At 60.5% G+C, this 23,239-nt stretch carries 24 protein-coding genes; 16 read left to right on the forward strand and 8 right to left on the reverse strand.

Features of this window, described 5'->3' with window-relative positions; translation table 11 throughout:
- Positions 1–8: 8 nt before the first annotated feature.
- On the reverse strand, positions 9–290 hold the full coding sequence (locus tag MCB86_RS00345; protein WP_045162268.1) for a DUF1652 domain-containing protein: 282 nt from the start codon (positions 288–290) through the stop codon (positions 9–11).
- A 267-nt stretch (positions 291–557) separates the two neighbouring features.
- Here MCB86_RS00345 and MCB86_RS00350 point away from each other — a divergent pair, with 267 nt between their 5' ends.
- Complete coding sequence (locus tag MCB86_RS00350) at positions 558–878, forward strand: hypothetical protein (protein ID WP_045162267.1); 321 nt, start codon at positions 558–560, stop codon at positions 876–878.
- Between the two features lie 32 nt (positions 879–910).
- Positions 911–3,466, forward strand: coding sequence for a DNA ligase D (gene ligD, locus MCB86_RS00355; RefSeq protein WP_239609002.1), 2,556 nt, complete (start codon positions 911–913; stop codon positions 3,464–3,466).
- A gap of 38 nt (positions 3,467–3,504) precedes the next feature.
- Here ligD and MCB86_RS00360 read toward each other — a convergent pair whose 3' ends face one another.
- Both MCB86_RS00360 and wrbA read right to left on the reverse strand, forming a co-directional pair.
- On the reverse strand, positions 3,505–4,713 hold the full coding sequence (locus tag MCB86_RS00360; protein WP_239609003.1) for an MFS transporter: 1,209 nt from the start codon (positions 4,711–4,713) through the stop codon (positions 3,505–3,507).
- Positions 4,710–5,336 (reverse strand): NAD(P)H:quinone oxidoreductase, encoded by a 627-nt coding sequence (gene wrbA / locus MCB86_RS00365; protein ID WP_045162331.1) that lies wholly within the window; start codon positions 5,334–5,336, stop codon positions 4,710–4,712. Before wrbA ends, MCB86_RS00360 begins: the two co-directional genes overlap by 4 nt.
- 100 nt (positions 5,337–5,436) lie before the next feature.
- Here wrbA and MCB86_RS00370 point away from each other — a divergent pair, with 100 nt between their 5' ends.
- Together MCB86_RS00370 and MCB86_RS00375 are read left to right on the forward strand one after the other, a co-directional pair.
- Positions 5,437–6,345 carry a LysR family transcriptional regulator gene (locus MCB86_RS00370; protein WP_045162264.1) on the forward strand — a complete coding sequence of 303 codons (909 nt, stop codon included), beginning with the start codon at positions 5,437–5,439 and terminating at the stop codon, positions 6,343–6,345.
- Positions 6,346–6,616: 271 nt separating this feature from the next.
- Positions 6,617–7,411 (forward strand): DeoR/GlpR family DNA-binding transcription regulator, encoded by a 795-nt coding sequence (locus MCB86_RS00375; RefSeq protein WP_239609004.1) that lies wholly within the window; start codon positions 6,617–6,619, stop codon positions 7,409–7,411.
- A 98-nt stretch (positions 7,412–7,509) separates the two neighbouring features.
- Here the strand turns inward: MCB86_RS00375 and MCB86_RS00380 are convergent, their stop codons facing one another.
- Positions 7,510–8,406, reverse strand: coding sequence for a LysR family transcriptional regulator (locus MCB86_RS00380; RefSeq protein ID WP_239609005.1), 897 nt, complete (start codon positions 8,404–8,406; stop codon positions 7,510–7,512).
- Between the two features lie 99 nt (positions 8,407–8,505).
- Here MCB86_RS00380 and MCB86_RS00385 point away from each other — a divergent pair, with 99 nt between their 5' ends.
- Together MCB86_RS00385 and MCB86_RS00390 are read left to right on the forward strand one after the other, a co-directional pair.
- Entirely contained in the window at positions 8,506–9,339 is an 834-nt protein-coding gene (locus tag MCB86_RS00385; protein ID WP_239609007.1) for an SDR family oxidoreductase, read from the forward strand.
- A gap of 104 nt (positions 9,340–9,443) precedes the next feature.
- A complete protein-coding gene (locus MCB86_RS00390; protein ID WP_239609009.1) occupies positions 9,444–9,938 on the forward strand; it encodes a lipocalin-like domain-containing protein in 495 nt (164 codons plus the stop codon).
- Positions 9,939–9,956: 18 nt separating this feature from the next.
- Here MCB86_RS00390 and MCB86_RS00395 read toward each other — a convergent pair whose 3' ends face one another.
- A complete protein-coding gene (locus tag MCB86_RS00395) occupies positions 9,957–10,856 on the reverse strand; it encodes a LysR family transcriptional regulator (RefSeq protein ID WP_045162260.1) in 900 nt (299 codons plus the stop codon).
- Positions 10,857–11,267: 411 nt separating this feature from the next.
- Here MCB86_RS00395 and MCB86_RS00400 point away from each other — a divergent pair, with 411 nt between their 5' ends.
- From MCB86_RS00400 to MCB86_RS00430, 7 genes are all read left to right on the forward strand, one after another.
- Entirely contained in the window at positions 11,268–11,975 is a 708-nt protein-coding gene (locus MCB86_RS00400) for a heavy metal response regulator transcription factor (RefSeq protein WP_045162259.1), read from the forward strand.
- On the forward strand, positions 11,972–13,345 hold the full coding sequence (locus tag MCB86_RS00405) for a heavy metal sensor histidine kinase (RefSeq protein WP_239609011.1): 1,374 nt from the start codon (positions 11,972–11,974) through the stop codon (positions 13,343–13,345). Before MCB86_RS00400 ends, MCB86_RS00405 begins: the two co-directional genes overlap by 4 nt.
- A gap of 681 nt (positions 13,346–14,026) precedes the next feature.
- Positions 14,027–14,290 (forward strand): DUF2790 domain-containing protein, encoded by a 264-nt coding sequence (locus tag MCB86_RS00410; protein ID WP_239609013.1) that lies wholly within the window; start codon positions 14,027–14,029, stop codon positions 14,288–14,290.
- A 175-nt stretch (positions 14,291–14,465) separates the two neighbouring features.
- Entirely contained in the window at positions 14,466–15,515 is a 1,050-nt protein-coding gene (locus MCB86_RS00415) for an oxidoreductase (RefSeq protein WP_239609015.1), read from the forward strand.
- A gap of 75 nt (positions 15,516–15,590) precedes the next feature.
- Positions 15,591–16,910: an MFS transporter gene (locus MCB86_RS00420; protein ID WP_045162255.1), complete on the forward strand. Its 1,320-nt coding sequence runs from the start codon at positions 15,591–15,593 to the stop codon at positions 16,908–16,910.
- Between the two features lie 259 nt (positions 16,911–17,169).
- Positions 17,170–17,601, forward strand: a complete 432-nt coding sequence (locus MCB86_RS00425; protein ID WP_045162254.1) for a PaaI family thioesterase — start codon at positions 17,170–17,172, stop codon at positions 17,599–17,601.
- A gap of 4 nt (positions 17,602–17,605) precedes the next feature.
- Complete coding sequence (locus MCB86_RS00430; protein ID WP_239609017.1) at positions 17,606–18,619, forward strand: alcohol dehydrogenase catalytic domain-containing protein; 1,014 nt, start codon at positions 17,606–17,608, stop codon at positions 18,617–18,619.
- 5 nt (positions 18,620–18,624) lie between these two features.
- On the opposite strand, the gene MCB86_RS00435 is transcribed toward MCB86_RS00430, so the two are convergent.
- Complete coding sequence (locus tag MCB86_RS00435) at positions 18,625–19,092, reverse strand: MarR family transcriptional regulator (RefSeq protein WP_045162252.1); 468 nt, start codon at positions 19,090–19,092, stop codon at positions 18,625–18,627.
- 78 nt (positions 19,093–19,170) lie between these two features.
- Here MCB86_RS00435 and MCB86_RS00440 point away from each other — a divergent pair, with 78 nt between their 5' ends.
- On the forward strand, positions 19,171–19,779 hold the full coding sequence (locus tag MCB86_RS00440) for a glutathione S-transferase N-terminal domain-containing protein (RefSeq protein ID WP_045162251.1): 609 nt from the start codon (positions 19,171–19,173) through the stop codon (positions 19,777–19,779).
- A gap of 204 nt (positions 19,780–19,983) precedes the next feature.
- On the opposite strand, the gene MCB86_RS00445 is transcribed toward MCB86_RS00440, so the two are convergent.
- A complete protein-coding gene (locus tag MCB86_RS00445; RefSeq protein ID WP_239609019.1) occupies positions 19,984–20,220 on the reverse strand; it encodes a hypothetical protein in 237 nt (78 codons plus the stop codon).
- Positions 20,213–20,995, reverse strand: coding sequence for a VacJ family lipoprotein (locus MCB86_RS00450; RefSeq protein ID WP_239609022.1), 783 nt, complete (start codon positions 20,993–20,995; stop codon positions 20,213–20,215). Before MCB86_RS00450 ends, MCB86_RS00445 begins: the two co-directional genes overlap by 8 nt.
- 162 nt (positions 20,996–21,157) lie before the next feature.
- Here MCB86_RS00450 and MCB86_RS00455 point away from each other — a divergent pair, with 162 nt between their 5' ends.
- A complete protein-coding gene (locus tag MCB86_RS00455; RefSeq protein WP_045162249.1) occupies positions 21,158–21,871 on the forward strand; it encodes a response regulator transcription factor in 714 nt (237 codons plus the stop codon).
- Positions 21,868–23,223 (forward strand): ATP-binding protein, encoded by a 1,356-nt coding sequence (locus MCB86_RS00460; protein WP_239609025.1) that lies wholly within the window; start codon positions 21,868–21,870, stop codon positions 23,221–23,223. Before MCB86_RS00455 ends, MCB86_RS00460 begins: the two co-directional genes overlap by 4 nt.
- Positions 23,224–23,239 lie beyond the last annotated feature (16 nt).

Below are 23,239 nucleotides of genomic sequence, written 5' to 3' on the forward strand. Positions count from 1 at the left end.
AGCGGTAACTACCGCTCGGCGACTTTCGCGGGAAGTGACGAGGTCATTAGCCCGCCCCGCGTCGCGTAAAGTTCAAAGCGCAGTTCTTGGGCGAGACGCACCAGATTGGCCGCGTCGCGGCACTGATCGTCTGTGATGCCGAATACGGTCAGCTCCTCACCGTCCAGATGCTCCTCGTAGAGCCGAACGGTGACTCGGCTGTCCTGCTGCGCATGGCAGTCGCAGCGGAAGGGATGAAGGTAGTTGCGAAGGATGTTTTCGATCGTCAACAGAGGTAGACGTGAAGCCATGACCCTTCCTCCCATTACATGTCCAAGTTCATATTTCGCGAGATTGCTCGCAGTCAGCCTTCGCAGCTGTGCGCCGACTTTTCTCAACGCTAGCAGGCCCTACACCGTTGTAAATACCCTTTTGCCACCGCTCGGCAGAAGACCGGTTCGTGAAGCAAGCCCCGCCGTTGGGCTTGTAGACCGACGTCGCTACGCGCTCTGGCGAAAAAGGTGGCTTCATGGGCCGCGCCGATTCGAGCGCGAGCATTTCACACAGAGGAACCTTTCATGAACTTGATAAAAATATTGTTGTTGGCGAGCGCCATGGCTTCATTACCCGCGTTCGCTCAATGGCCCGCCGGCACGCCCGAAGAGGAGAAGGGCGCCCGGCCCAGCCCTATGGGCAACCCGACTCCGCAGGAGACGCTTGAGACGCACAAGGACAGCAAGGGCCGCACGGTGACTGAGGATGGGGACGTCGTCAGTACACCGCCCAAAACCGAAGGCGAATCGGATCCAGACGTGAAGGACTCTTCGGTGAGCCCCGGCCGCCATTCCAGCCACGGCGGGCCGACCGATCCTGCGTCAGATCCGGGCTCGCTTGAATAGCCGCTCGCTTGCGCAAATCACGGAGCTGCGCCATGGCCCTCGACGAATACAATCGAAAGCGAGACTTTGCCGCGACACCCGAACCCGATGGCGAGTCGAAGGCGAAGGGGCGGCGCGGCGCCCGCCACGCACTGCAGTACTGCATCCAGAAGCACGACGCGACCCGATTGCATTACGACTTCCGGCTCGAACTCGACGGCACGCTGAAAAGTTGGGCGGTACCCAAAGGCCCGTCGCTTGATCCTAAATCGCGCCGACTGGCCGTTCATGTCGAAGATCATCCGCTCGATTACGCCACCTTCGAAGGCACCATTCCGGCAGGCCACTACGGTGCCGGTGATGTAATCGTGTGGGATCGCGGTGTCTGGATTCCGCAGGGCGACCCACAGGAGGGTTACCGCAAGGGCAAGCTGAAATTCACCCTGGAAGGGGAAAAACTCAGCGGCAGCTGGAACTTGGTGCGCACCCGCATGGACGGCGGCAAGGAACAGTGGTTTCTGATCAAGTCGAACGATGAGGCGGCACGGCCCGAGCAGGAGTACGACATCGTCAGGGAACAGCCCGACAGCGTGCTCAGCGATCGCACGCTGATTCCGCGCAAACGCGGCAAGGCGAAACTCGAAACCGATGCCAAGCCGATCAAAACGCCCGCCGCACGCAAGAGCAAATCCAGAAAAGCCAGCTTGTCTGGCGCCAGACCCGCGTCCTTGCCCGACAGCATCAAACCGCAGCTGGCCACGTTGGTCGATTCGGTGCCCGATGGCGATTGGCGTTACGAGATCAAGTTCGACGGTTATCGGATCATGGCTCGGATCGAATCCGGCAGGGTGCAGCTATTTACCCGCAACGGTCACGACTGGACGTCCAAGATGCCACAGCAAGCCGAAGCGCTGGCGGCGCTCGGATTGGAATCGGCCTGGCTGGACGGCGAAGTGGTGGTGCCCAACGAGGACGGAACGCCAGATTTCCAGGCGCTGCAGAACGCCTTCGAGGTCGGGCGCAGCGGCACCATCGTCTACTACCTGTTCGATCTACCGTACCTGAATGGCATGGATCTTCGCGAAGTCCCGCTGGAGCAGCGCCGGGCGGCGCTGGAACAGGTGCTTGAGAAGAATGACAACGAACTGCTGCGATTTTCCGGCGATTTCACCGAGGAGCCGGAGAGTGTGCTGGAGAGCGCCTGCCAAATGAAGCTGGAGGGGCTGATCGGCAAACGCGCCGGCAGTACGTACGTCTCCAAGCGCAGCAACAGCTGGGTGAAGGTCAAATGCAAGAACCGTCAGGAGTTCATCATCGTCGGCTTCACCGATCCCAAAGGCGCGCGCAGCGGCTTCGGGGCCTTGCTGCTCGGGCTGCATAACGACGAAGGCGAACTGCACTATGCGGGTAAGGTGGGCACCGGCTTCAATCAGGTCACGCTGAAGAACCTGCACGCCAAGCTTAAACCGCTGGAAATCGACAAGAGCCCACTGGCCAAGGCACCACCTCCTGCTGATGTGCGGGGCGCGCACTGGCTGAAGCCAGAGCTGATGTGTGAAGTCGCCTACGCGGAAATGACCCGCCAGGGTGTTATTCGCCATTCGGTATTTCACGGGTTGCGTTCCGACAAGCCCGCTGAAGCCATTACCCAGGAGCGCCCGGCGAAGGCGGAGAAGGCTGCGACATCGCACAAGCCCAGGGGCGGCACGGCAAAGAGTACCGCCGGTACGATCAAGATCTCTAATCCAGAGCGCGTCATCGACAAATCCATCGGCGCGACCAAGATGGAACTGGCGCGCTTCTATGCCGAGGTGGCGCCCTGGGCGCTACCGCATCTGCGCCACCGACCGCTGGCACTGGTGCGGGCACCGGAAGGCATCGATGGCGAACTGTTCTTCCAGAAACACACCGAGAAGCTGAGCATCCCGCACATCACTCAGCTGGATACTGCGCTGTTTCCCGACCACGCCGCGCTGATGACCATCGACACGCCCGAGGCGCTGGTCAGCGCCGCGCAGATGGGCACCATCGAGCTGCACACCTGGAACGCGGTGGCGCCGGTGCTCGATCATCCCGATCGCTTCGTCCTCGATCTCGACCCCGATCCGGCGCTGCCGTGGAAGCGCATGATCGAAGCCACGCAGCTGACCCAGACGCTACTCGATGAAATCGGTCTGCAATCCTTCCTCAAGACCAGCGGCGGCAAAGGATTGCATATTCTGGTGCCGCTCGAACCGGTCCACGGCTGGGGCGAGGTCAAGGCGTTCAGCCAAGCCATCGCACAGTACATGGCCAAGTTGTTGCCGCAGCATTTCTCGGCGGTCAGCGGGCCGAAGAATCGGGTGGGGCGGATCTTCATCGACTACCTGCGCAACAGCAAGGGCGCCAGCACGGTCGCAGCTTACTCGGTACGCGCCCGGGAAGGCCTGGGTGTGTCGGTGCCGATTCATCGCGACGAGCTGGCCGAACTCAAGGGCGCCAATCTCTGGACCATTCGCAACCTTATTCCGCGGCTGGAAGAGCAGGGCGATGACGACCCCTGGATCGGTATCGACGAGACGGGACAACGGATTACGGCGGACATGCGCGAGCGCCTGGGAATGAAATGACACCGGGCGACCGCGGATCGGTCATCGTTGCCACCGGTTCAGCGCGCCGTAACAGCGTCGCGTTTCGCCGCGGCGAAGACGGGACGTAGACGCAGCGCGACTAGATTGATCGCGATTGCTGCAATCAGCACCACCGCACCGGCTGCGCTCCAGCCGAACGCTGCCGTTGCGCTGCCCACCGCAACCGGACCAATCAGTTGCCCGAGATTGCTTCCCTGCATGATCAGACCGACCGCAATCGGTACCAGCGCGGCCTGAGCTGCAAGCAGCGGTGCGCAGGCCAACAAGGTGGCAGGAATCAGCCCTCCAACTGCGGAAAAGAGCAGGCACAACAGCAGCGTCGGCAGGGCCGGAAGGAACCCCAGAAAAATGCAGATCCCCGACGCCCCCATGATGCCGCCTGCAACGGCTATGAGCGATGCGCGATCGGCTCCGCGCGCCATCAAAAAACCGGCGGCGAGGTTGCCACTGACGTTGATGGCGCTCGCCAGCGCGGCCAACAGACCGGCGTTTCGATAGGACACCTCCATACGCTCCATCAACAGGACCGGAAGAAAGCTGAACAGGGCGAAAAACATCAGGCTGTACAGCGCGAAACCGATCGCCAGTGACAGGATGCCTTTGGCGCAAAGCAGCCGGCGGATGCCTTCGATCATGCGCCCCGGTGCAAAGTCGCCTGGCGAGCCGCCTCGCGGCGCACAGAGCGCCACCATTACTGCCGCCGCAGCGGCGAGACCCGAACTCGACCACCAGAATGATTGCCAGGTCTGGAACAGCGGCCCGGCTAGCATCGCGAGGGCGATCCCGCATGGCATGAAACAGCTCCATAGTGAAAACGCCATGTCACGCTGCGCGCCGGTCGTGACGCGCTGCAGCAGCGCCGGACCGGCGACGATGGTCAGCAGAAAACCGAACCCTTCCACCAGCCTCGAGCCCAGCAGAATCGGATACGAGCCGGCCATGGCACCCGCTGCACCTGCGAACGTCATCGTTCCCAGACCGATAAGCAGTGTGCGTCGGTCACCAACAGCCGCCACCAGTGCACCCGCCGGCGCACCGCCAATGAGCCCGAGCACTGCGAATATCCCGGTAAGCCAGCCGACCTCGGCAAGGCTGAGATTCAAGTCAGCCTGAAGCGCGGGCGTCGCGATGGCGGCTTTGCCCACATACAAGGCCGCCACCACGCCACAGCCCAACACTAACCAGACGAGCGAGGAGGGCCGCGTACTCGCCGCGGTGGCATTCATTGGGGTATTCCGACAGGCGATGCGGCCAGCGCCTCGGCGACTCGAGCGACATGCCAGCCCTGGAAACGGGCCCCTTGCAACTCGTTGTCGCTCGGCTGCCGATCGCCGCCGTTACCATCGTCAGCCAGCGTCGAAGCGCCGTACGGGGTGCCGCCGGTGATCGCGTCCATTCGCAACTGGCCTTTGAAGCTATAGGGCAGACCCACGATGATCATGCCCAGATGGAGCAGAACAGTGTGCGTCGCCAGTAGCGTGCTCTCCTGGCCGCCGTGCTGGCTGCCGGTCGAGGTGAACACGCTACCGACCTTGCCGACCAGCCGGTCCTCGAACCACAAGCTGCCGCACTGGTCGAGAAAATTTTTCATCTGAGAAGCCATGTTGCCGAAACGCGTCGGCGTCCCGATAACGATCGCGTCGTATTCGGGCAGTTCCGCCACGCTAGCCACATCGGCTGGTTGATCGAGCTTGTATCCCGCTTTTTCGGCCACAGCCCCAGGGACGAGCTCGGGTACGCGTTTCACCACCGCCTGCGCGCCAGCCTGGCGCGCGCCCTCGGCGACTGATTGCGCAAGGGTTTCGATGTGGCCGTAGGAGGAATAGTAGAGAACCAGTACTTTCGCCATGGTCGTCGCCTCGTTCAGGTTGGAATGAGGCAAGCCTATCCATTTAAAACGCTCCGCAAGAGTGATAAAAAACCGAACAACCCGATCGATGGATAAGATCATGTTGGATGGAATGACCCTTGATCAGATCAGAACCTTCGTCACGGTGGTCGATAGCGGCAGCTTCCGGTCTGGCGCGACTCGACTGCTGCGGGTGCAATCGGCGGTCAGCCATGCCATTGCCAACCTCGAGTCCGAGTTGGGCGTGCAACTGTTCGACCGCACCGGCTATCGTCCGGCGCTGACCCCGCAGGGGCAGGCACTGCTGGCCAACGCGCGGGACTTGCTGCTCAGAGCGGATGCCATGCGTGCCCGTGCTCGCGCGCTCGCTGGAGGGGTCGAGCTGGAACTGGCGATTGTCGTGGATACGCTTTACCCGATCGCCGCGGTGGCGCAGGCAATGCGCAGGGTACGAGCCGAGTACCCGTCGACTACCTTTCGCTTGGAATCTCAGCCTCTGGGTGGCCCCCTGGCTGCCCTGGAAGACAAGCGCTGCACGCTAGCGATCATCGTCGGCGAAGATTTTCGAAACCCAAGAATCCAGCTCGAAGCGATCGGCGCGGTTCAGCAGATTGCCGTTGTGCAGGCGGACCATCCGCTGGCCCGGTTAACCGAACAAACTCCGCTAGGATTGCCGGAACTCGCTGATCATCTCCAGATCGTGCTGACGGATCCCAGCCCGCTGTCCGAAGGGCGAACCTTTGGCGTGCTTTCGCCACATACCTGTCGGGTGAACACCCAGGAAGCGAAGCTGGTACTCATCCAAACAGGCCTCGGCTGGGGCAGGCTGCCGGCATGGCTGGTGCAGGAGGACCTGAACGCGGGGCGACTGGTCCGTCTTGGTATCGCGAATCTCGGCCGAAACGGCGAGGTGAACCATGAGGCCTATCTAGCGCATCGTCTGGACGAGCCTGTCGGTCCGGTAGCCCAAACCCTGCGTCGATTCCTGACAAGCCGCGAACAAGGGTGATGTTTCGGCGTGCTGCCGGTGCTGTTGCTCAGTCTGGCGCTGAGCACCTGGCAGCGCGAGCCGGCCATAACAACGCGCTGGGCATGGTCGCCGCCGCGGCCTGTATGGGTGGGCCGCGTTCGGCCAAATACCGGCCTTATTCACCGCTCCTGGGCAACCATCCGAGCTGCGTCTGATACAAGTGCCTCCCTGTAAGGTGATTTGTGCGTGCGTCTTGAGCCGCAACCTCTGACGCCCTAGGATGCGCTTACGTCAATAACCGGGCAAAAACATGCACGCTCCAGAACAAGACGGCAAACTGCCAATGCTTCGTCGCCAGAAGATCCTGCTCATGCTTGAGCGCGAGGGCAAGGTGATGGCTTCCGATCTCAGCCAGCACTTCAAGGTGTCAGAAGATACGATTCGCCGTGACCTCAACGAATTGGGCCGCGCCGGCCTTTTGCAACGTGTTCATGGTGGAGGCCTGCCGCGCTCAAGCGACTCGGGCAAGGATTACCTCACGCGCGCCCAACAACCCAGCGATATCAAGCGAGACCTGGCGCGCCAAGCGGTGCGGTATGTACAAGAAGGGCAAGTGGTCATATTCGACTCGGGCACCACGACGCTGAATATTGCCCGCGCCTTGCCAATCGACATCAAGATTACCGCGGTCACCAATTCGCCCGAGGTCGCGATTGCCCTTGGCCGGTATGAGGGGGTGCGAGTGCTGATGATCGGAGGAGAGCTGACCCCGGACGCTATGGCCGTTACCGGTCATCAAGCGGTTGAAATGCTTCAGGGGATTCAGGCCGACCTCTGTTTCCTGGGTATCTGCGCGCTGCATGCGGAAGCCGGCATTACTGTGTCCAGCTTCGCCGAAGTCGCAACCAAACGGGCGATGATCCAACGCTCCGGTTATGTCGTCGCGGCGGTTACGGCCGATAAGCTGGGCGCCGTCGAAGCCTTTTCGGTAGCCCCAGCGAAAGGCATTCATCAATTGATCACCGAGTCCGATGTGCCTGACGGTGTGCTGGACGGGTTTCGCGCGCAAGGCATGGCGGTGGAGCCTGCCGAGCTTGCCTATTAGTGGGAAGTTCCGGTGCCCAGTCGCCACTCGCTCGCCGTAACAGGCCCGAGGGCGCTTTGGCGGCGGAGCGTTCAAGACCCTATCGTCTCCGCATCGAATTAGCTCGCTTGTACTGCCTTCAGTACATCGATGAAAGCGCGCAGCGTCGTCGGTATTTGCCGGTGCCCCGAATAGTAAAGGGCGAGTCCTGGCTCGGGAGGACACCAGTCCAGCAGGACGGCTACCAGCCGGCCCTCGGCTATGGCAGCGTCCGCATAAGGCTGCGGAACATAGGCGATGCCCAACCCATCGATGGCCGCTTCCACCATCAGCGTGTTGTTATCCAAGGTAAGTTGCCCCGGCACATCGACTGAAACCGTTCTGCCTTCACGAGCGAATTCCCAGCGGTAGCGCTTGCCGCTCGGTAGCCGTTGGCGAATGCAACATTGTTCCCGAAGGGCCTCCGGTTCATTGATCGGACGCTGGCTGCTCAGGTAGGCCGGCGAGGCGACTGCAATGAACCGCACGGGAGGCCCCAGAGGCACGGCGATCATGTCACGTGGCACTGCCTCCATTAAGCGGACGCCAGCGTCGAACCCCCGCTCGACGATGTCCACCAGCGCGCCGTCAGTGACCAGATCCAGTTCTACGCGAGGATACTGCTCGATGAATTTCGGCACCACGCTGGACAACAACGTTCGTATCCCCCCTTCGTTGCCGTTTATGCGGAGCACGCCGCGCAATTGCGCAGGAGAAGGCGCGAGGTCGGACAGAACTGCATCCATGGCGTTGATCAGCGGCCGCATCCCGGCAATCAGCCGTTCACCTTCAGCGGTAGGCGATACGCTCCGTGTTGTCCGATGCAGTAGGCGCACCCCGAGATCCCGCTCCATCGCGCGGATCGTATGGCTGAGGGAGGAGCGGGTCACGCCAAGCGAGTCCGCCGCTTCGCGAAAGCTGCGACGCGCCACAATCTCGGCGAGGGCGTCCAGGTCGTTCCAGGAAGGTCTTTTCATTGGTGAATTTCTCTCACCAGCACGTTCTGTTTGGTGGGGATTCTGGCAGCAATGATGCAGGACTAGCATGAAGCTCTCAATCATTGTGAGGAGAGCTTCATGACCAAGACCTGGTTTATCACTGGCACATCTTCTGGCCTCGGACGCGTACTTGCGGAGCGTGCGCTGACGCGAGGGGACCACGTGATCGCGACAGCACGCAACCTCAGCGCCTTGGACGATCTAAAGGCACGTTACCCGGAGCAATTGCATCCCCTTGCGCTGGAACTCACCGATACGGCTAATATTCGGCAGGCAGTCGATGCGGCTTTTACGCAGGCTAGGCGCATTGACATCATTGTCAGCAATGCAGGCTATGGGCTGGTCGGTGCCGCCGAAGAGCTGAGCGATGAACAGCTCGCTCGGCAGTTGGCGACCAATCTCACGGGCAGTATCCAGCTCATCCGTGCGGTACTGCCCCATCTTCGCAGGCAGGGCGGTGGGCGCATCGTTCAGATTTCATCCGAAGGCGGTCAGGTGGCTTACCCCGGGTTCAGCCTGTACCACGCAAGCAAATGGGGCATTGAAGGGTTCATCGAGGCGGTCGCGCAGGAGGTGGCCGGATTCGGAATCGACTTTATGCTGGCCGAACCTGGACCAACCGACACGCATTTCGGCGCAGGCATCGATTATGCCCAGGCACGGCCCGACTATGCCGGTACGCCGGCTGACAACGTGCGTACCGCACTGCGGTCAGGATCCTTCCCGGTGAAGGGGGATCCGGAGCGTACGGTGGAAGTCATGATGCGCGCCATTGACCAGCCCAACCCGCCGTTTCGCCTCGCGCTCGGTAGCGCTGCATACGACAACATCCATGCGGCGCTGACGAAGCGTTTGCAAGAGCTCAACGCCTACAAAGCCGAGGCGCTGTTCGCCGACAAATGCCCGTCGTGACCCAATGACCAGACGCAGGCTCTTCATCAAGAGCCTGCCGAGAAGGCACTGTCTTCAGGTACGACATTCGAGGAATGCAGCAGGTACAAATTATGAAAATCATAATGCTCGCAATCGTCTTGAGCGGGGTAGTGGCATTGTCCGCTTGCGCACGTAACGCAGCGCTCGCCGAGCCGAACAATCATGTGGTCGGAACCTGGACGATGGTTAGCGCAACGACCGAGCGACAAGGCGTCAGGTCGAATGCCTATGGACCTAACCCGCATGGCTGGCTGGTATTCACAAAGGAGCTGACCTTCGTCGAGGTGCTGACCGACCCGCGCGTTCCGAAATTCGCCTCCGAGGTACGTGGCGAAGGCACGGATGAGGAGAATCGGGCGGCGATGGTCGGCGGGATCGGCTTCTTCGGGCGCTACAGCGTCGACCAGAACGGTGAGTTCAGCGGCAACACCGTCCTGGGGTCAACGTTCCCGAACTGGGTAGGAGCGGTGCGTACCCGCGATGAACTGCAGCTAAGGGTCGAGGGTGAACGAATGATCGAAAATTTCCGTCGCCCTGACGGAACCAGCGTTCACATCGAATGGGAGCGGGTTCGGTAGTAGATGCCGTACGGGCGACTAGGCGTTGGCTTCGGCCTTGATGAAATCCACGAACGCTCGCAGCGGTGACGGGATGTGACGGCGCCCGTGGTAATACAGGAAGGGGCCGTCGAAGGCCTGCCACCAGTCTTCAAGGATGGGCACCAGGCTGCCGTCGGCCAGCTCTTGGCGGATGAACTCCTCGAAGGTGTAGAGGATGCCGAGCCCGGCTACGGCGCCACGGATCTTTAGATCGTGGCAGGACGTGAGCAACTGGCCGCGCGGAGGGATTCTGAACGTGCGGCCGTCCTTCTCGAACTCGAATACGCCGACCTTACCGCTCTCGAAACGGTGGCCGAGCAAGTCGTGATGTTCCAGTTCAGCGGGGTGATGTGGCGTGCCTCGTGCCGCTAGGTACGCCGGCGCAGCGGCTGCCACAAAGCGCTGGCGCCGAGGACCGATCGGCACGGCGATCATGTCCATCGCCAAGCTCTCCTCATAGCGCACGCCAGCGTCGTAGCCCGCAGCGATGACATCTATGAAGGTATTTTCCATTACCACCTCGACGTTCACGCCGGGGTAGAGCTTCAGGAAGCGCGTCAGCAGATCCGGCAGTATGTAACGCGCAACGGGAACCGGGACATTCAGCTTGAGTGTTCCGATCGGGCGATGCTCATCGTCATCCAGGTCGTTGAAGGCCGCTTGAATTTCCAGCAGGGCAGGGCGTAGACGTTCCAGCAGGCGTGCTCCGGCGGCGGTTGCCGTTACGCTGCGGGTCGTGCGGTTGAGCAGCCGTACGCCGACGTCGCTTTCGAGACGTCGCACGCCGTCGCTTAGCGAAGAAGCGGAGATCCCTCGTTTCTGCGCGGCGGATCGGAACCCGCCGGCTTCTACGACAGCGCTGAACAGGGCAACGTCACTTAGATTGGGTTGGCGCATGCGGCTCTCCTGTGACCCGCCGAAACTGTACGGTTAGCCGTACGGGCCGTCCAGAGACCGGTGGATTATCGCATCGCGCTCGTACAGAAATAATCGGCCCCTCGCGCGCACGTTTATGCAAGGCCGGCCATATCGAATGGCGCCAGATGCTGATAACGCTTTCACGCAGCGACGCGGGACCGGCATCAGTGTGTTTTCTGACGGAGATGTTATGAAGCGGTCAGCTTCCCGACATCCATCATCCCCTAATCTGATGGATGGAATAGACCCTAGCTGGCCGCTGCGCAACAACGCCAACTACAGCTCTTTGGCTAGTGAGCCATTATCGTCGCTTAGTAGGTTGCAGTGTTACGTACGACCGGATCGGGCCTCTTGCGGCCTGTTCCGCGATTTCGACAAAGGAGTTGCCGCATGCGCCTGCTCATCGTCGAGGACGAAGAAAAGACGTCCTCTTATGTTCATCGTGGCTTGACGGAGCTCGGCTACATCGTCGACGTGGCGAGTAACGGCATTGATGGTCTGCACTACGCGCTGGAGATCGAGTACGACGTGGTCATCCTCGACGTCATGTTGCCGGGCAAGGACGGCTATGGCGTGCTGCAGGGCCTGCGTTTGCAGAAGAAGACTCCGGTCATCATGTTGTCGGCCAGGGGATCGGTGGATGACCGGGTCAGAGGACTGCGAGAGGGCGCTGATGATTACCTGGGGAAACCCTTTTCATTTGCTGAGCTGGTCGCACGAATCCAGGCGTTGGTGCGTCGCCGCGGCAGTGACGCAGCCGATCTGACCCATATATGCATTGATGATTTGGAGTTGGACTTGCAGGCGCGCAAGGTCATGCGTGCCGGGACACGCCTGGATCTGACGGCCAAGGAGTTCTGTCTGCTGAGCCTTCTGGCGCGGCATCAGGGAGAGATTCTTTCCAAGTTGATGATCGCCGAGCAGGTATGGGACATGAATTTCGATAGTGATGCCAACGTGGTCGAGGTCGCGATCATGCGCCTCCGTGCCAAGGTCGATGCGCCTTATCCGCGCAAATTGCTGCACACCGTCCGCGGCATGGGATATGTGTTGGAAATTCGCGAAGAGAATGGCAAACACGGCGGTGTCGCCAGATGAAGGGATCGATCGCCAGAAGATTGGCGCTGATGTTTGGTCTGGCGGTGATGCTGATCACCTTGATCAGCGCGGTACTGTTGCGCTGTTCTTTGAAACAGTCGCTCGAGCAGCAGGTTCATAGTGAGCTGATACTGCGTCATTCGGTACTCGACCCCGTGCTTGCGAAATACGATTCGCCGGCGTTCTGGGTCGGCTTGCGTCAGAAGCTCGATGGCCTGACGCCCTCGGATCAACGGGTGCGCTATTGGGTCTTGGTCGATAACCCGGACTATAGCTACGGCGGGCCGATGCCCGATGGTCGGGACTGGTCGAAGCGCCCGGATGGTTTTTTCAGGATGGAACTCGCTGACCGGTATCACCCGATGGTGGTACTGCTCAAAACCATCCCGGCCATGGGCAGCCGTCCGGAACTGCAGTTTGCCGTAGGCCTGGACTCAACCCCCGCCATGGAGATTCTGAACAACTTCACCGAAACGCTGATTCTTATTTCAGCGCTGGGTGTGGTGCTGGTTGCATTGCTCGGATACTGGGTCGCGCGCTTCGGCCTGGGGCCTGTCAGGCGATTGAGCAGCCAGGCGAACAGCCTGCCACCGGGGGTCTCGAAGCAGCGACTGGATACCGAGGCGCTGCCTCACGAATTGCAAGAACTGGCGGTGTCGTTCAACGGCGCCCTCGCTCGCCAAGAGGAGGCCTGGTGCCAGCTCGAAGGCTTCAATGCCAATGTTGCGCATGAGCTGCGTACTCCACTGACAAACCTGATCGGCCAGACTCAGGTGGCATTGGCCCACGAGCGTGACCTGATTGAGCTCCAGGAGTTGCTGCAGTCGAATCTCCAGGAACTGGAGCGGATGGGCACGATAGTCAACGACATGCTGTTCCTGGCCGGTGCCGCAAGCGGGCAGCGAGCCACCGAGCTGAGCGATGTCTCGCTTTGCGAGGAAGCGGCGAAGACGGTGGATTATCTTGAGCCCTCCCTGGCTGACAAGTATCTGAGCGTGGTGATCGAAGGCGACATGCACGTACGGATCGATCGACGCCTTTTTCATCGTTCCCTGGCAAATCTACTGCAGAACGCAGTCCGCTATGCGGCTCCGGCAAGCACCATCACGGTGAGATTGGTCCGTGACGGCATGCAGGCCGAGGTCAGCGTCTCCAACGTGGGCGAGCCCATCGACAATACCCATCTGGAGCGTCTGTTCGAGCGCTTCTATCGCGCCGACGCGGCCAGGGCGCGGAGTGACGCGCACCACGGTTTGGGGCTCTCAATCGTGCGGGCGGTGGCCTCCATGCATGGCGGGCAGGTCTTCGCGCGCAGTGAGGACGGAGTCAATACCATCGGATTTTCCTTGACGAGCGAAACCATCCGTTAACCCTTACCGTTCAATCCGAGCCGTCCGGGCGCACGTCGTCAAACGTCAGCGATTGATATCTTCCTGTTAGCCAACTGTCACCTTGACGTCAGCCCTCCCGCCCTAGAGTGCATCCACACCTAGGGTGAGGAGAATCAACGTGGAAATGCCAAATGCGGTGCGTGATTGGCCTGGTTCAGGGCGGGATCGCCAAGCCAGCATGGCGGCCAATCGGATACAGCTTCCGCCTGCTTTGGTCGCCACGCCTTTCGGCGTTGGTACCGCCAGCTTCCCGAATAGCCGCGCCCAAGCCATCGAGGCGCCATCGCGAGCGCATCCCAACCCGCTCGCCGAAATCACCGAACACACCACGCTCAATGCCCTGAACGCGGCCGCCCTCGACCTGCAGCCCAGCTTGAAACTCCCTTCAAAGCGCGCCCGGACCGTAGTGGTCGCAGCAGGTGCCGTCACGGGGCGGTTGTCCACGAAGTGTCCAGCCTGCAGAGATTGCGCGAGCGCTAGCTCAACGCCGCCGACAGTCCGTTCCCGGGCAGTCGTATCACCTCCGACAGCCCTGTCATTGATCGAGCGTCAACTCCGGCTTTGCGTCCGCCAGCGCCGCATTGATGCCGTTCCTCATTCGCAAAGCCGTCTTCGGCAAAACCGTCAAGGCTGCGGGTCACCAGCCGTCCAGGAGTCCATATGAACATCCGTAACTTGTCGATCGCCAGCCTCATGGCGATCAGCAGCACCCTAAGCGGTTCACCGCTAAGCGCCGCAGAGCAGGCCGATGTCCCCGCCTACCAATACGGCATGCAACTGGATATCGCCAAGGTCATTCGCATCGAGGAACCGACGCCGCCAGTGTGCGAGCTCGTGCGAGCGCAAATGACGTACCTGACTTCAGAAGGAAAAACAGAAACCGTCAGTTTTCTGAAACAGGCCGATTCGTGCCTGCTGCAGTAGAGGCCAAAGCCAGTGCGAGATCGCTTTCCAGGCGATGCCGTTGTCGCTGGCGAAGAGACGGAGTATCGCGCATCGGACCGGTTTACCCATGCGCGCGGTAGCGGCCTGTGGGTCGTGTACACATGCCGTCACAGGTCTGGCGGCGCTAGTCACTACTTCAATAGAGAACTCAGTCATGTGGAACAGAACATTAGTGATGGATATGGCGGACAGTAAAAGCCGCGTTATCAAGCTGGTGCGCACGCTGACCGCTGGCGCCACGTTGCTAGCTGCAGTGAGCATTGAGGCCGCTGGCCGCGTCGCACCGCCCCCCGATTGGTCAGCCAGTGACATGCCATCCCAGGAGGGGCGCATCGTCCTGATCACAGGTGGCACCAGCGGAATGGGCTATGAGGACGCGTTAGCACTTTCGCGTGCGGGCGCTGAGGTCATCATCGCCGCCCGCAATCCGGAGCGTGGTGCACAGACCATCGCCCGTATCCAGGCGGCCGTGCCCGATGCCAAGGTGCAATTCGAGGCCGTGGACCTGGCCGATCTGTCTTCCGTACGAGGCCTGGCCCAGCGTCTCAATCAGCGGCTGCCGCGGCTCGATGTGCTGATCAACAACGCCGCCATCATGGCGCCGCCCGAACGCGGCACTTCCGCCGACGGCTTCGAATTGCAGCTGGCGACCAATTATCTGGGGCATTTCGCCCTAACCGGTCTGATGTTGCCGCTGTTGCAGGAGAGTCAAGATGCTCGTGTAATCGGCGTTTCGAGCATTGCTGCCGCTCGCGGGCAGATGAACTTCGACGACCTCCAGGCCGAGCAGGCATATGACCCGCTGGCGGCCTATGCGCAGTCGAAACTGGCCATCCTCCACTGGATGTTCACCTTGCAGCGGCGCAGCGAGGCCGCCGAGTGGGGTGTCCAGGCCATTGCTGCGCACCCGGGCGTCGCCGTGACCGAGCTAATCGCACGCGGCCCCGGGTTAAACAGCGAATTCGGCCAGCGCTGGGCAAAGGATCGCGACGAATACCACTCCGCGGCTCAGGGGGCGCTGTCGACGCTCTATGCTGCCACTGCTCCAGAGGCTGTCGGCGGCGCCTATTACGGCCCGATCGGGGAAGATCAAAAACGCGGGCCGTTGGGCTTGGCAAAGATTCCGCCAACCGCCACCGACAAGCAAGATGCCGAGCGGCTTTGGGCGGTCTCCGAGCAGCTAACGGGCGTTACCTATCCCTGATTGCTTGGCGGGCATGGGCGCCGCCCGTGCCCGACGCTCCTAGCAGCCGCCTGCTGTCTTCATCGTGGAGTTCCCATGAGCACGTCTTCTTATTTGCGCCGGTTAAGCCTCGCTATCAATGCCCGTGACCAAGAGCTACAACCGGCGCTATCGGGCTTTCTGTTGTTTCTCTGCCTTTTCGCCGGTTACTTCATGCTGCGTCCCATACGCGAATCGATGGGCATCGCGGCAGGCGTCGAGAATCTCCAGTGGCTATTCACCGTCACCTTCCTGGTCATGCTGGCCGCCGTTCCGCTGTTCGCCTGGCTCAGCTCCAAGGTTCCACGTTTGCGCTTCATCAATTGGGTGTACGGCTTCTTTGCCATCAACCTGTTGGTATTCGTCGAGCTGTTTCAATTTCAGCCAGACAGCATCTGGCTGGCCCGCGTCTTCTACGTATGGATATCCGTTTACAACCTTTTCGTTGTCTCCGTGGCCTGGAGCCTGATGGCGGATGTGTTCGACAACGAGCAGGCCAAACGCCTGTTCGCCTTCATCGCGGCGGGCGCCAGCGTCGGCGGGCTGCTCGGACCGGCCCTGAGCGCGCTGCTCATCGGCGTCATTGGCGAGGCGGGATTGATGTTCGTGGCGGCCCTCTTGCTCGGCGTCACGCTTGTATTGAAACAGGCGCTGATGCGGTGGCGTGAAGTGGGCGGTGCTGGCCGGCCCGGCGCCGCGCCGTCGGAACATCCCCGACAGCCGCTGCCCGGCAATCCGTTCAGCGGACTGACGTCGGTGCTCAGGTCACCGTACTTGCTGGGGATCGCTGGATTCGTGGTGCTATTGTCGACCGTGACCACGTTTCTCTACTTCGAGCAGGCTCGCTTGGTGGCCGAACAATTCCCCGATCGCGAGATGCAGGTCCGGGTCTTCGGCACCATCGACGTCATCGTGCAGGTCGGCGCTTTACTCTCGCAGCTGTTCATCACCGGACGTATCGCGCAGAAACTGGGGGTGCGCGTGTTGCTGGCGGTCGTGCCGCTACTCATGTGCATCGGGTTCGTTGGCCTCGCGCTGGCACCCGGATTCGCTCTGCTCGCGACCCTGATGATTGTCCGACGCATCGGCGAATACGCATTCGTCCGGCCGGGACGGGAAATGCTGTTTGCACCGTTGGATGCCGAGAGCAAATACAAGGCCAAGACGTTTATCGACACGGTGGTCTATCGCGGCGGTGACGCCGTCAGCGGGTGGGCCAAGAGTCTGCTGGACATGCTAGGGCAGGGCGCCGGTCTGGGCGCAATGATCGGAGCGGTTTGCGCATTGCTTTGGGCCGGCCTGGGATGGCGACTCGGACGACAGGCCGACCATCAGCAGGAGCGTGTGCGGGTTACCGCCAGTGCCGTCGGGACATGACGAGTGCTTCTAAATTGCGGCGTCTTGACCCGCCTGCGTGAATAGAAGACTCATCACATCAACAATGTTGACCTGATGCACGTAGAACGTATAGGTTAGCGCTAGTCATCGCGCCTGCAGCTGCTTCACAAGTTCACGAGCCTTCTCGTTGTGACCGTTGAAGAGGCTGATACCAGCTTTGGCGTGCGCCGGCTCTTTGAGGCTCCGGCGGTTTTGCACCCAGCCCATCACAACGCCATTGCGATTATGGAGACGTTGCATGATTGAATCGGAGACTTCGGGCTTGCAGGCCCTGCGTGCGCTGATCCGCGGTGAGATTGCCGCGCCTACCATTGGTCATACGATGGCCATGACCGCCGTGGACGTGACGCCAGGGCGCATCAGGCTTGAGGCTCGACCTGACGAGCGTCATCTCAACCCAGCCGGCGGCGTACATGGTGGTTTCGCAGCGACCTGTCTGGACGGCGCGGCGGCATTGGCGTTGTTCTCGATGCTGGAAGCCACGACTGCGCATTCGACAGTCGACCTGAACGTCAAATATCTACGCCCCCTGATCGCGGGTGAGACCTATCGCGTGGATGGCTGGGTCGTTGATCGCACCCGAAGCCTGGCGATCTGCGACGCCCAGGTGGTTGACGATGCTGGAACGCTATACGCCAAAGCCACGACCACCTTCGCGATCAGAGGCTGAGGCGATGAAAGAACTGATGGTTCTTGGGGGAGGGCAGCTGGCGTGGATGGACGCCCCGTCTCCAGCGCTCGGTAGCCCGCGCAGCGCATTGGTGCGGCCTATCGCGTCCGCGTCCTGCGATCTCGACCGCCGCTTGATCGCTGGCATGACGCCCTTCAAACCGCCCTTCGCGCTAGGTCATGAATGCGTGGCCGAAGTGCTGGAGGTCGGCGAGGAGGTTCGAGGCGTGCGGCGCGGCGACCTGGTGTCGGTGCCCTGGAAGATCGCCTGTGGTGAGTGCCCGCAATGCCGTGCCGGACGATTCACCGCCTGTACCGCGGTGCCACGTCACGCCGCTTATGGCGTGCCGGCGGGAGGGAACTGGGGCGGGCTTTTCTCGGAGGTCGTCCATGTCCCGTTCGCAGACGCCATGCTGGTGCCGTTGCCGCCCGGCTTGAACCCGCTGGCAGTCGCCAGCGCCAGCGACAACCTGACGGATGCTTGGGTCGCAGCCAGCCGCCCCATCGCCACGCGCGACGATGCGCGAGTGCTGGTCGTCGGCGGCACCGAGAGCCTCGGCGTGTTGGCGGTACAAATGGCGGTTGCGGCAGGGGCGGCTGAGGTCGACTATCTGGATGACAGCGACTATCGGTTGGACCTGGCTCGGAAAAGCGGTGCGAACGTTGAGTTGGACAGGGTACTGGATGAGCGCTACGACGTAGTGGTTTCGGCCACGCGCGATCCCCAGGCGCTGCACCGAGGGCTTCTGGCGCTGGCCCCGGGCGGGCACTGCTCGTGCATCGGCATCATTTTCGAGGATCCGAAAATTCCGCTGTTTGGCATGTACCTTCGCGATGTCACCTTATCGGTAGGGGTATGTAATGTGCGTCCGCACATCCCCAAGGTGTTCGATCTGGTGGCAACCGGGCGCTGCGATCCGTTGCTGGTAAGCCCCAGTGTGGTCTCATGCGAAGAGGCGACAGAAGCGCTGATCCAGCCGCTGGCAAAGTGCATCGTGGTACGCGAGCGCATCACCTGAGCCACTTAGTTGAGGCGTTCGGCCAGGGCCAGCATCACCGCCGTCCAGGCTTCCTGGCCTGGGCCATCGGTGTGCGCGAAGGCTTGGCGCAGTGTCTCGCGCTCCAGCTCGGTGGCCTGGTGCTCCAACGCCTCACCCTGTTCGGTGAGCGCCAGCAGCTTGTAGCGATGGCGCTCCGGCTGGCGCGTGTAGCACACAAGGTCACGCTCGAAAAGATGCGTCAGCGGCCGGTGTATCGCTTGCTTGCTGACGCCAAGCGTGGATGTCAGTTCCCCTATGTTGATCTTCTCGGCACGGGCAATGATATAGAGGATACGGTGATGTACACGGGACAAACCCTGGGCGCCGAGAAACGCGTCCGCCTCGACGGTCAGCCCACGGAATCCAAAGTGCAACAACTCCAGGCAGCGATCGAGCGGGTCCAGCGATTTCATGCGCACGGAGGCCGCGTTGATCTTCTTGTCTATGACCATGGTGCGCCCCTTCATTGAACTGCGGCGAAGCCTAAGCTTTGCCCGTCACTCGAACAACTCTTGCAGTGAGGCCTAATCATGCAACTAACCTATGCCGCCGCATCGCCCTTCGCTCGAAAAGTCCGTGTGCTAGCGATTGAAACCGACCTGATTCAGCGGATGAAGCTGATCGATACCGCTGTTTTGCCGATTACCCACAATGACCAGGTCAATGCGCTCAATCCGCTTGGCAAGGTTCCGGTGCTACTGACTGATCTCGGCGAGGTGCTGTATGACAGCCGCGTGATTTGCGAATACCTCGACAGCCTGCACGACCGGCCTCGGCTGTACCCGGCAGAGGCGGCCGAAAGATGGCGCGCCCTACGCCTGGCAGCGTTGGCGGACGGCCTGATGGAAGCCGCGCTCCTGGTGCGATATGAGCGCGCCGTGCGTCCGGCTGAGCTGCAGTGGGATGAGTGGGTCGAAGGTCAGCTGGGCAAGGTGCGTCGCGCATTGATGACGCTGGAACAGCAGGCTACGGAGCTTCAGGGGTCACTGAACATTGCGCAAATTGCGGTCGCTTGCGCATTGGGCTACCTGGATTTTCGCTTCGCCGACTTGGCGTGGCGACATGGAGCGCCAGAATTGGCAAGCTTTCAGGAAGGGTTTGCAGCTCGTGAATCGATGAAGCTCACGGCTCCGGTGTAACGGAATCAACATTGCAGTGAATGCATTAGGCGAAGCCTGCCTGTTTTTGGGGCTCGCTAGCGCCGCGTCAATGCGAAGCTCTCCCAAGAGGCGTTACGACAGATCACACGAAGCGGCCATTCGAGCCGTAATGCAGCCAAATGATCCGCTCCGCTTGTTATTCCCACTCTCGCGATCCGATGCACACGGCGTGCTCGGGCGTCTTTAATTCTTTTCCGCATCGCTGTTGCTGATGATCCAGCGAATCAGACTCGCCACAGGCACCTGGTGATGATGCACGAGATCCCAACCGGGTCGTTCGCGGCAATAAAGTTCGGTGTAGCGACTGAGTATCAGGTAACGCTTGTCGTTCGTGAGGTTGAGTTCGAACTCGCGGCAGTGCAATGAGTCCGGGTCAGGGGCTCGTAGCCGGCGATGAAGCCGCATCGTTGTATCAGTCACTGTCTCTCTCCCCGTTACAGCTTTGCTGTTCAGAGCCGGCCGATCCTGTTTTGCCTTCGATAACGAAGTTGGCACGCCGTTTCGCTACCTCGTCACGCAATGCAAGGTAGTAGTCGGGTTCTTTCTCGAGTTTGCTGGTCAAGGGCAATGATTCCGCCCGGCCATCGATTACCCCTCCGACCTTGTCAACCGTGCCGAGTGTCTCAATCGTATCGCTGTCGGAATTCAACGGCGAAACCACGGAGCTCAGGAGTCTCCCCGCAGCGTCCCTGAGGTTGGATGTACCCAGCAATGGCAGCTCAACGATCGGACCACTGGCCAGATTCCATACGCCGAAGGTCTGACCGAAGTCAGACTCGTGCCGCTCGATATTCAACCGTCCGGAAACATCGACGAGTCCGAGTAAACCAACCGTACTGTTCAGCGCGAAGCGTCCCACCGTTCTCACCGATCGCTTCGCATTGCCTTGCAATAGGTCGTTGATAAATACCTTCGGCTCGCCAAAGTTGGCGACGAAGTTATGAACGCCGTCTTGAACGACGCCCGGAAGGTGACGATAACCGCGCGCGACGGGAGCCAGTAGGTCATCCACAGTGCGGTTGAACGCGAAGATGCCGCGATTGAGCGGTTCCACTGGGTCATAGACCGAAACGGGTTCAACCGCGCAGCTCGACGTCGCGAGGGAAGGTGGCGTGCTTGCACAGCCAACGGTCAATGCGGCGGCGACGCTTAGAGCGGTTATACGAAGTGTCAATGCGGACTTCAGGATTGGCATGCGAGCAATCTCGGTGAGGATTTTTCGCGATGCTGCCTGAGCGGTTTTTCCTGAAGATTTCCTTATCGCTTCTGTGAGGAAACAATATTCCCAAATTGAAATATATGACGGGCGGCGCGCAATGGTTTTAGATATTCCTTCCTGCGTGCCGTGTACGAAGCCATGATCCGTTTATTACTTGTGGACGACGACATTGAAGTCCTCGCCCTGTTAAAGAAATTCCTAGAGCAACATGGCTATGTCGTGGATGTGGCAACAGACGGCCGTGCATTGTGGCAGGCGCTGGAGAAGCAACTGCCTGATCTTGTGATCCTGGACGTGATGCTCCCCGGCGAGAATGGCCTGGTGCTCTGCCAGCGATTGCGAGCCGACTATGCGATAGCGGTCATCATGCTCACGGCAATGGGCGAACTCAGTGATCGCGTCGTAGGCCTGGAACTGGGTGCCGATGACTATCTGACCAAGCCATTCGATGCCCGGGAGCTTCTGGCCAGGGTCCGTGCTGTTATCAGGCGTACCGCTGGCATCAATAACGCACGAAACGACAAGCCCCGGCCTATCCTGGGGTTTGCCGGTTGGGAGCTGGATGTGGCGCTTCGCGAGCTTAGGTCGCCGGAGGGCGTAATGATCCCGCTCTCTGGCGGAGAATTCGAGCTGCTCCTGGTATTCGCTGAGCATCCTCGGCGAGTCCTGACACGACAACAGTTGCTCGACCTGACACGGGGCGAGGCTCACGAAGCCTACGACCGAAGCATCGATGTTCAAGTCAGCCGTCTACGGCGCAAGCTGGAAAGTGATGTTATTGAAACGCCAATGATTCGTACTGTCCGCAATGGCGGTTATCTATTTACCCCACAGGTCGCGGTGAAACGATGAATCTAGTGCGCCGCATGCTGGCTTCGGTCCATCGTTCCAGCGATACGGTGGCTCGCTGGATTGCATTGACTACGATGGCCGCCATGTTGACCGCATTGGCGCTCAATGGGCTCCTCAGTCAGTTGGCCGGTATCTGGGCTCGTCCACCGTTGCTGGAAACGGGTTTGCTCGAAAGGTGCGCGACCATTACCCGGATAGTCGGCGCTGCGATACCCGAGCAAAGGCCTGGAATTGCGAAGGCAGCCAGTGATGAGATGCTCATCGTCAAATGGCTCGAGAAGCATGACGCTGCAGGAATGCCGAAGCTGGATGACCCTGAGTTCAGAGCCGGTGAGCAGATCTTGCGTCGTCAGCTAAAGCAGTCTGACGTAAAGATCGAGGCGTACGTACCGAGCGATTGGCCTGCGCCTGATGTGGCTAAAGGTTACGTGTTGTTGATCGAGCTCAGTGACAGCTCCTGGGTGATGTTCTCGGCTCCTACTCGTAACTGGGGGCTGGATGTGGTGCCAAAAAATTTGATCGTGATGGTCACGGTGTTGTTGTCGACGATTGTCGTCGCTCTGATTGCCACGCGGCATCTGGCGAGCCCGCTGGAACGTTTCGCCCAGGGCGCGAGACGTTTTGGAACGGATTTCAGATCACCTCCGATTGTCGTGGAGGGTCCTCGGGAAATCCGTCAGGCCATTGTGGCGTTCAATGCCATGCAAGCTCAGTTGCAGCACTTCATAAATGACCGTACGCAGATGCTCGCGGCTATCTCACATGACCTTCGTGCACCCCTGACTCGTATGCGTCTACGCGGTGAATTTATCGGAGATACGGAGCAGCAGGCCAGACTGTTCCGGGACGTGGACGAGATGCGCGCAATGGTAAACAGCGCTCTGGAATTCTTCCGGGATGATGCGAGGCTAGAGCCAGCCACGACGTTCGACCTCGCTGCGCTGCTGCAGACCGTCGTAGATGACTATAAAGACTCGGGAGTGGACATCCCATTGTTCGGTCCTGACCGCCTCGTTTATGTGGGTCGCCCTATTGGAATCAGGAGGACGGTCACCAACTTGTTGGACAATGCGATCAAGTACGGCGGCGGATGCACTGTTGAGCTTGTCGCTGGTGCTGGCAAGGTCGAGATTCGAGTTCTGGACGAAGGCCCCGGTATCGCGACCGAGCATCTGGAGTCCGTGTTCAAGCCATTCTTTCGCATAGAGGGCTCTCGAAACAAAGACACCGGGGGGATAGGTCTAGGATTGCCCGCCGCACGGGCAACGGTGCTTGAGCATGGTGGAACGCTGACACTGCGTAACCGCCATGAAGGCGGTTTGGCAGCTGAAATCGTACTGCCGACCGCCTAGCGACCTAGGCGCTAGC

Origin of the sequence: Pseudomonas sp. KSR10 (assembly GCF_022355455.1) — a bacterium.
In the GTDB taxonomy this organism is placed as follows: Bacteria; Pseudomonadota; Gammaproteobacteria; order Pseudomonadales; family Pseudomonadaceae; genus Stutzerimonas; species Stutzerimonas stutzeri_E.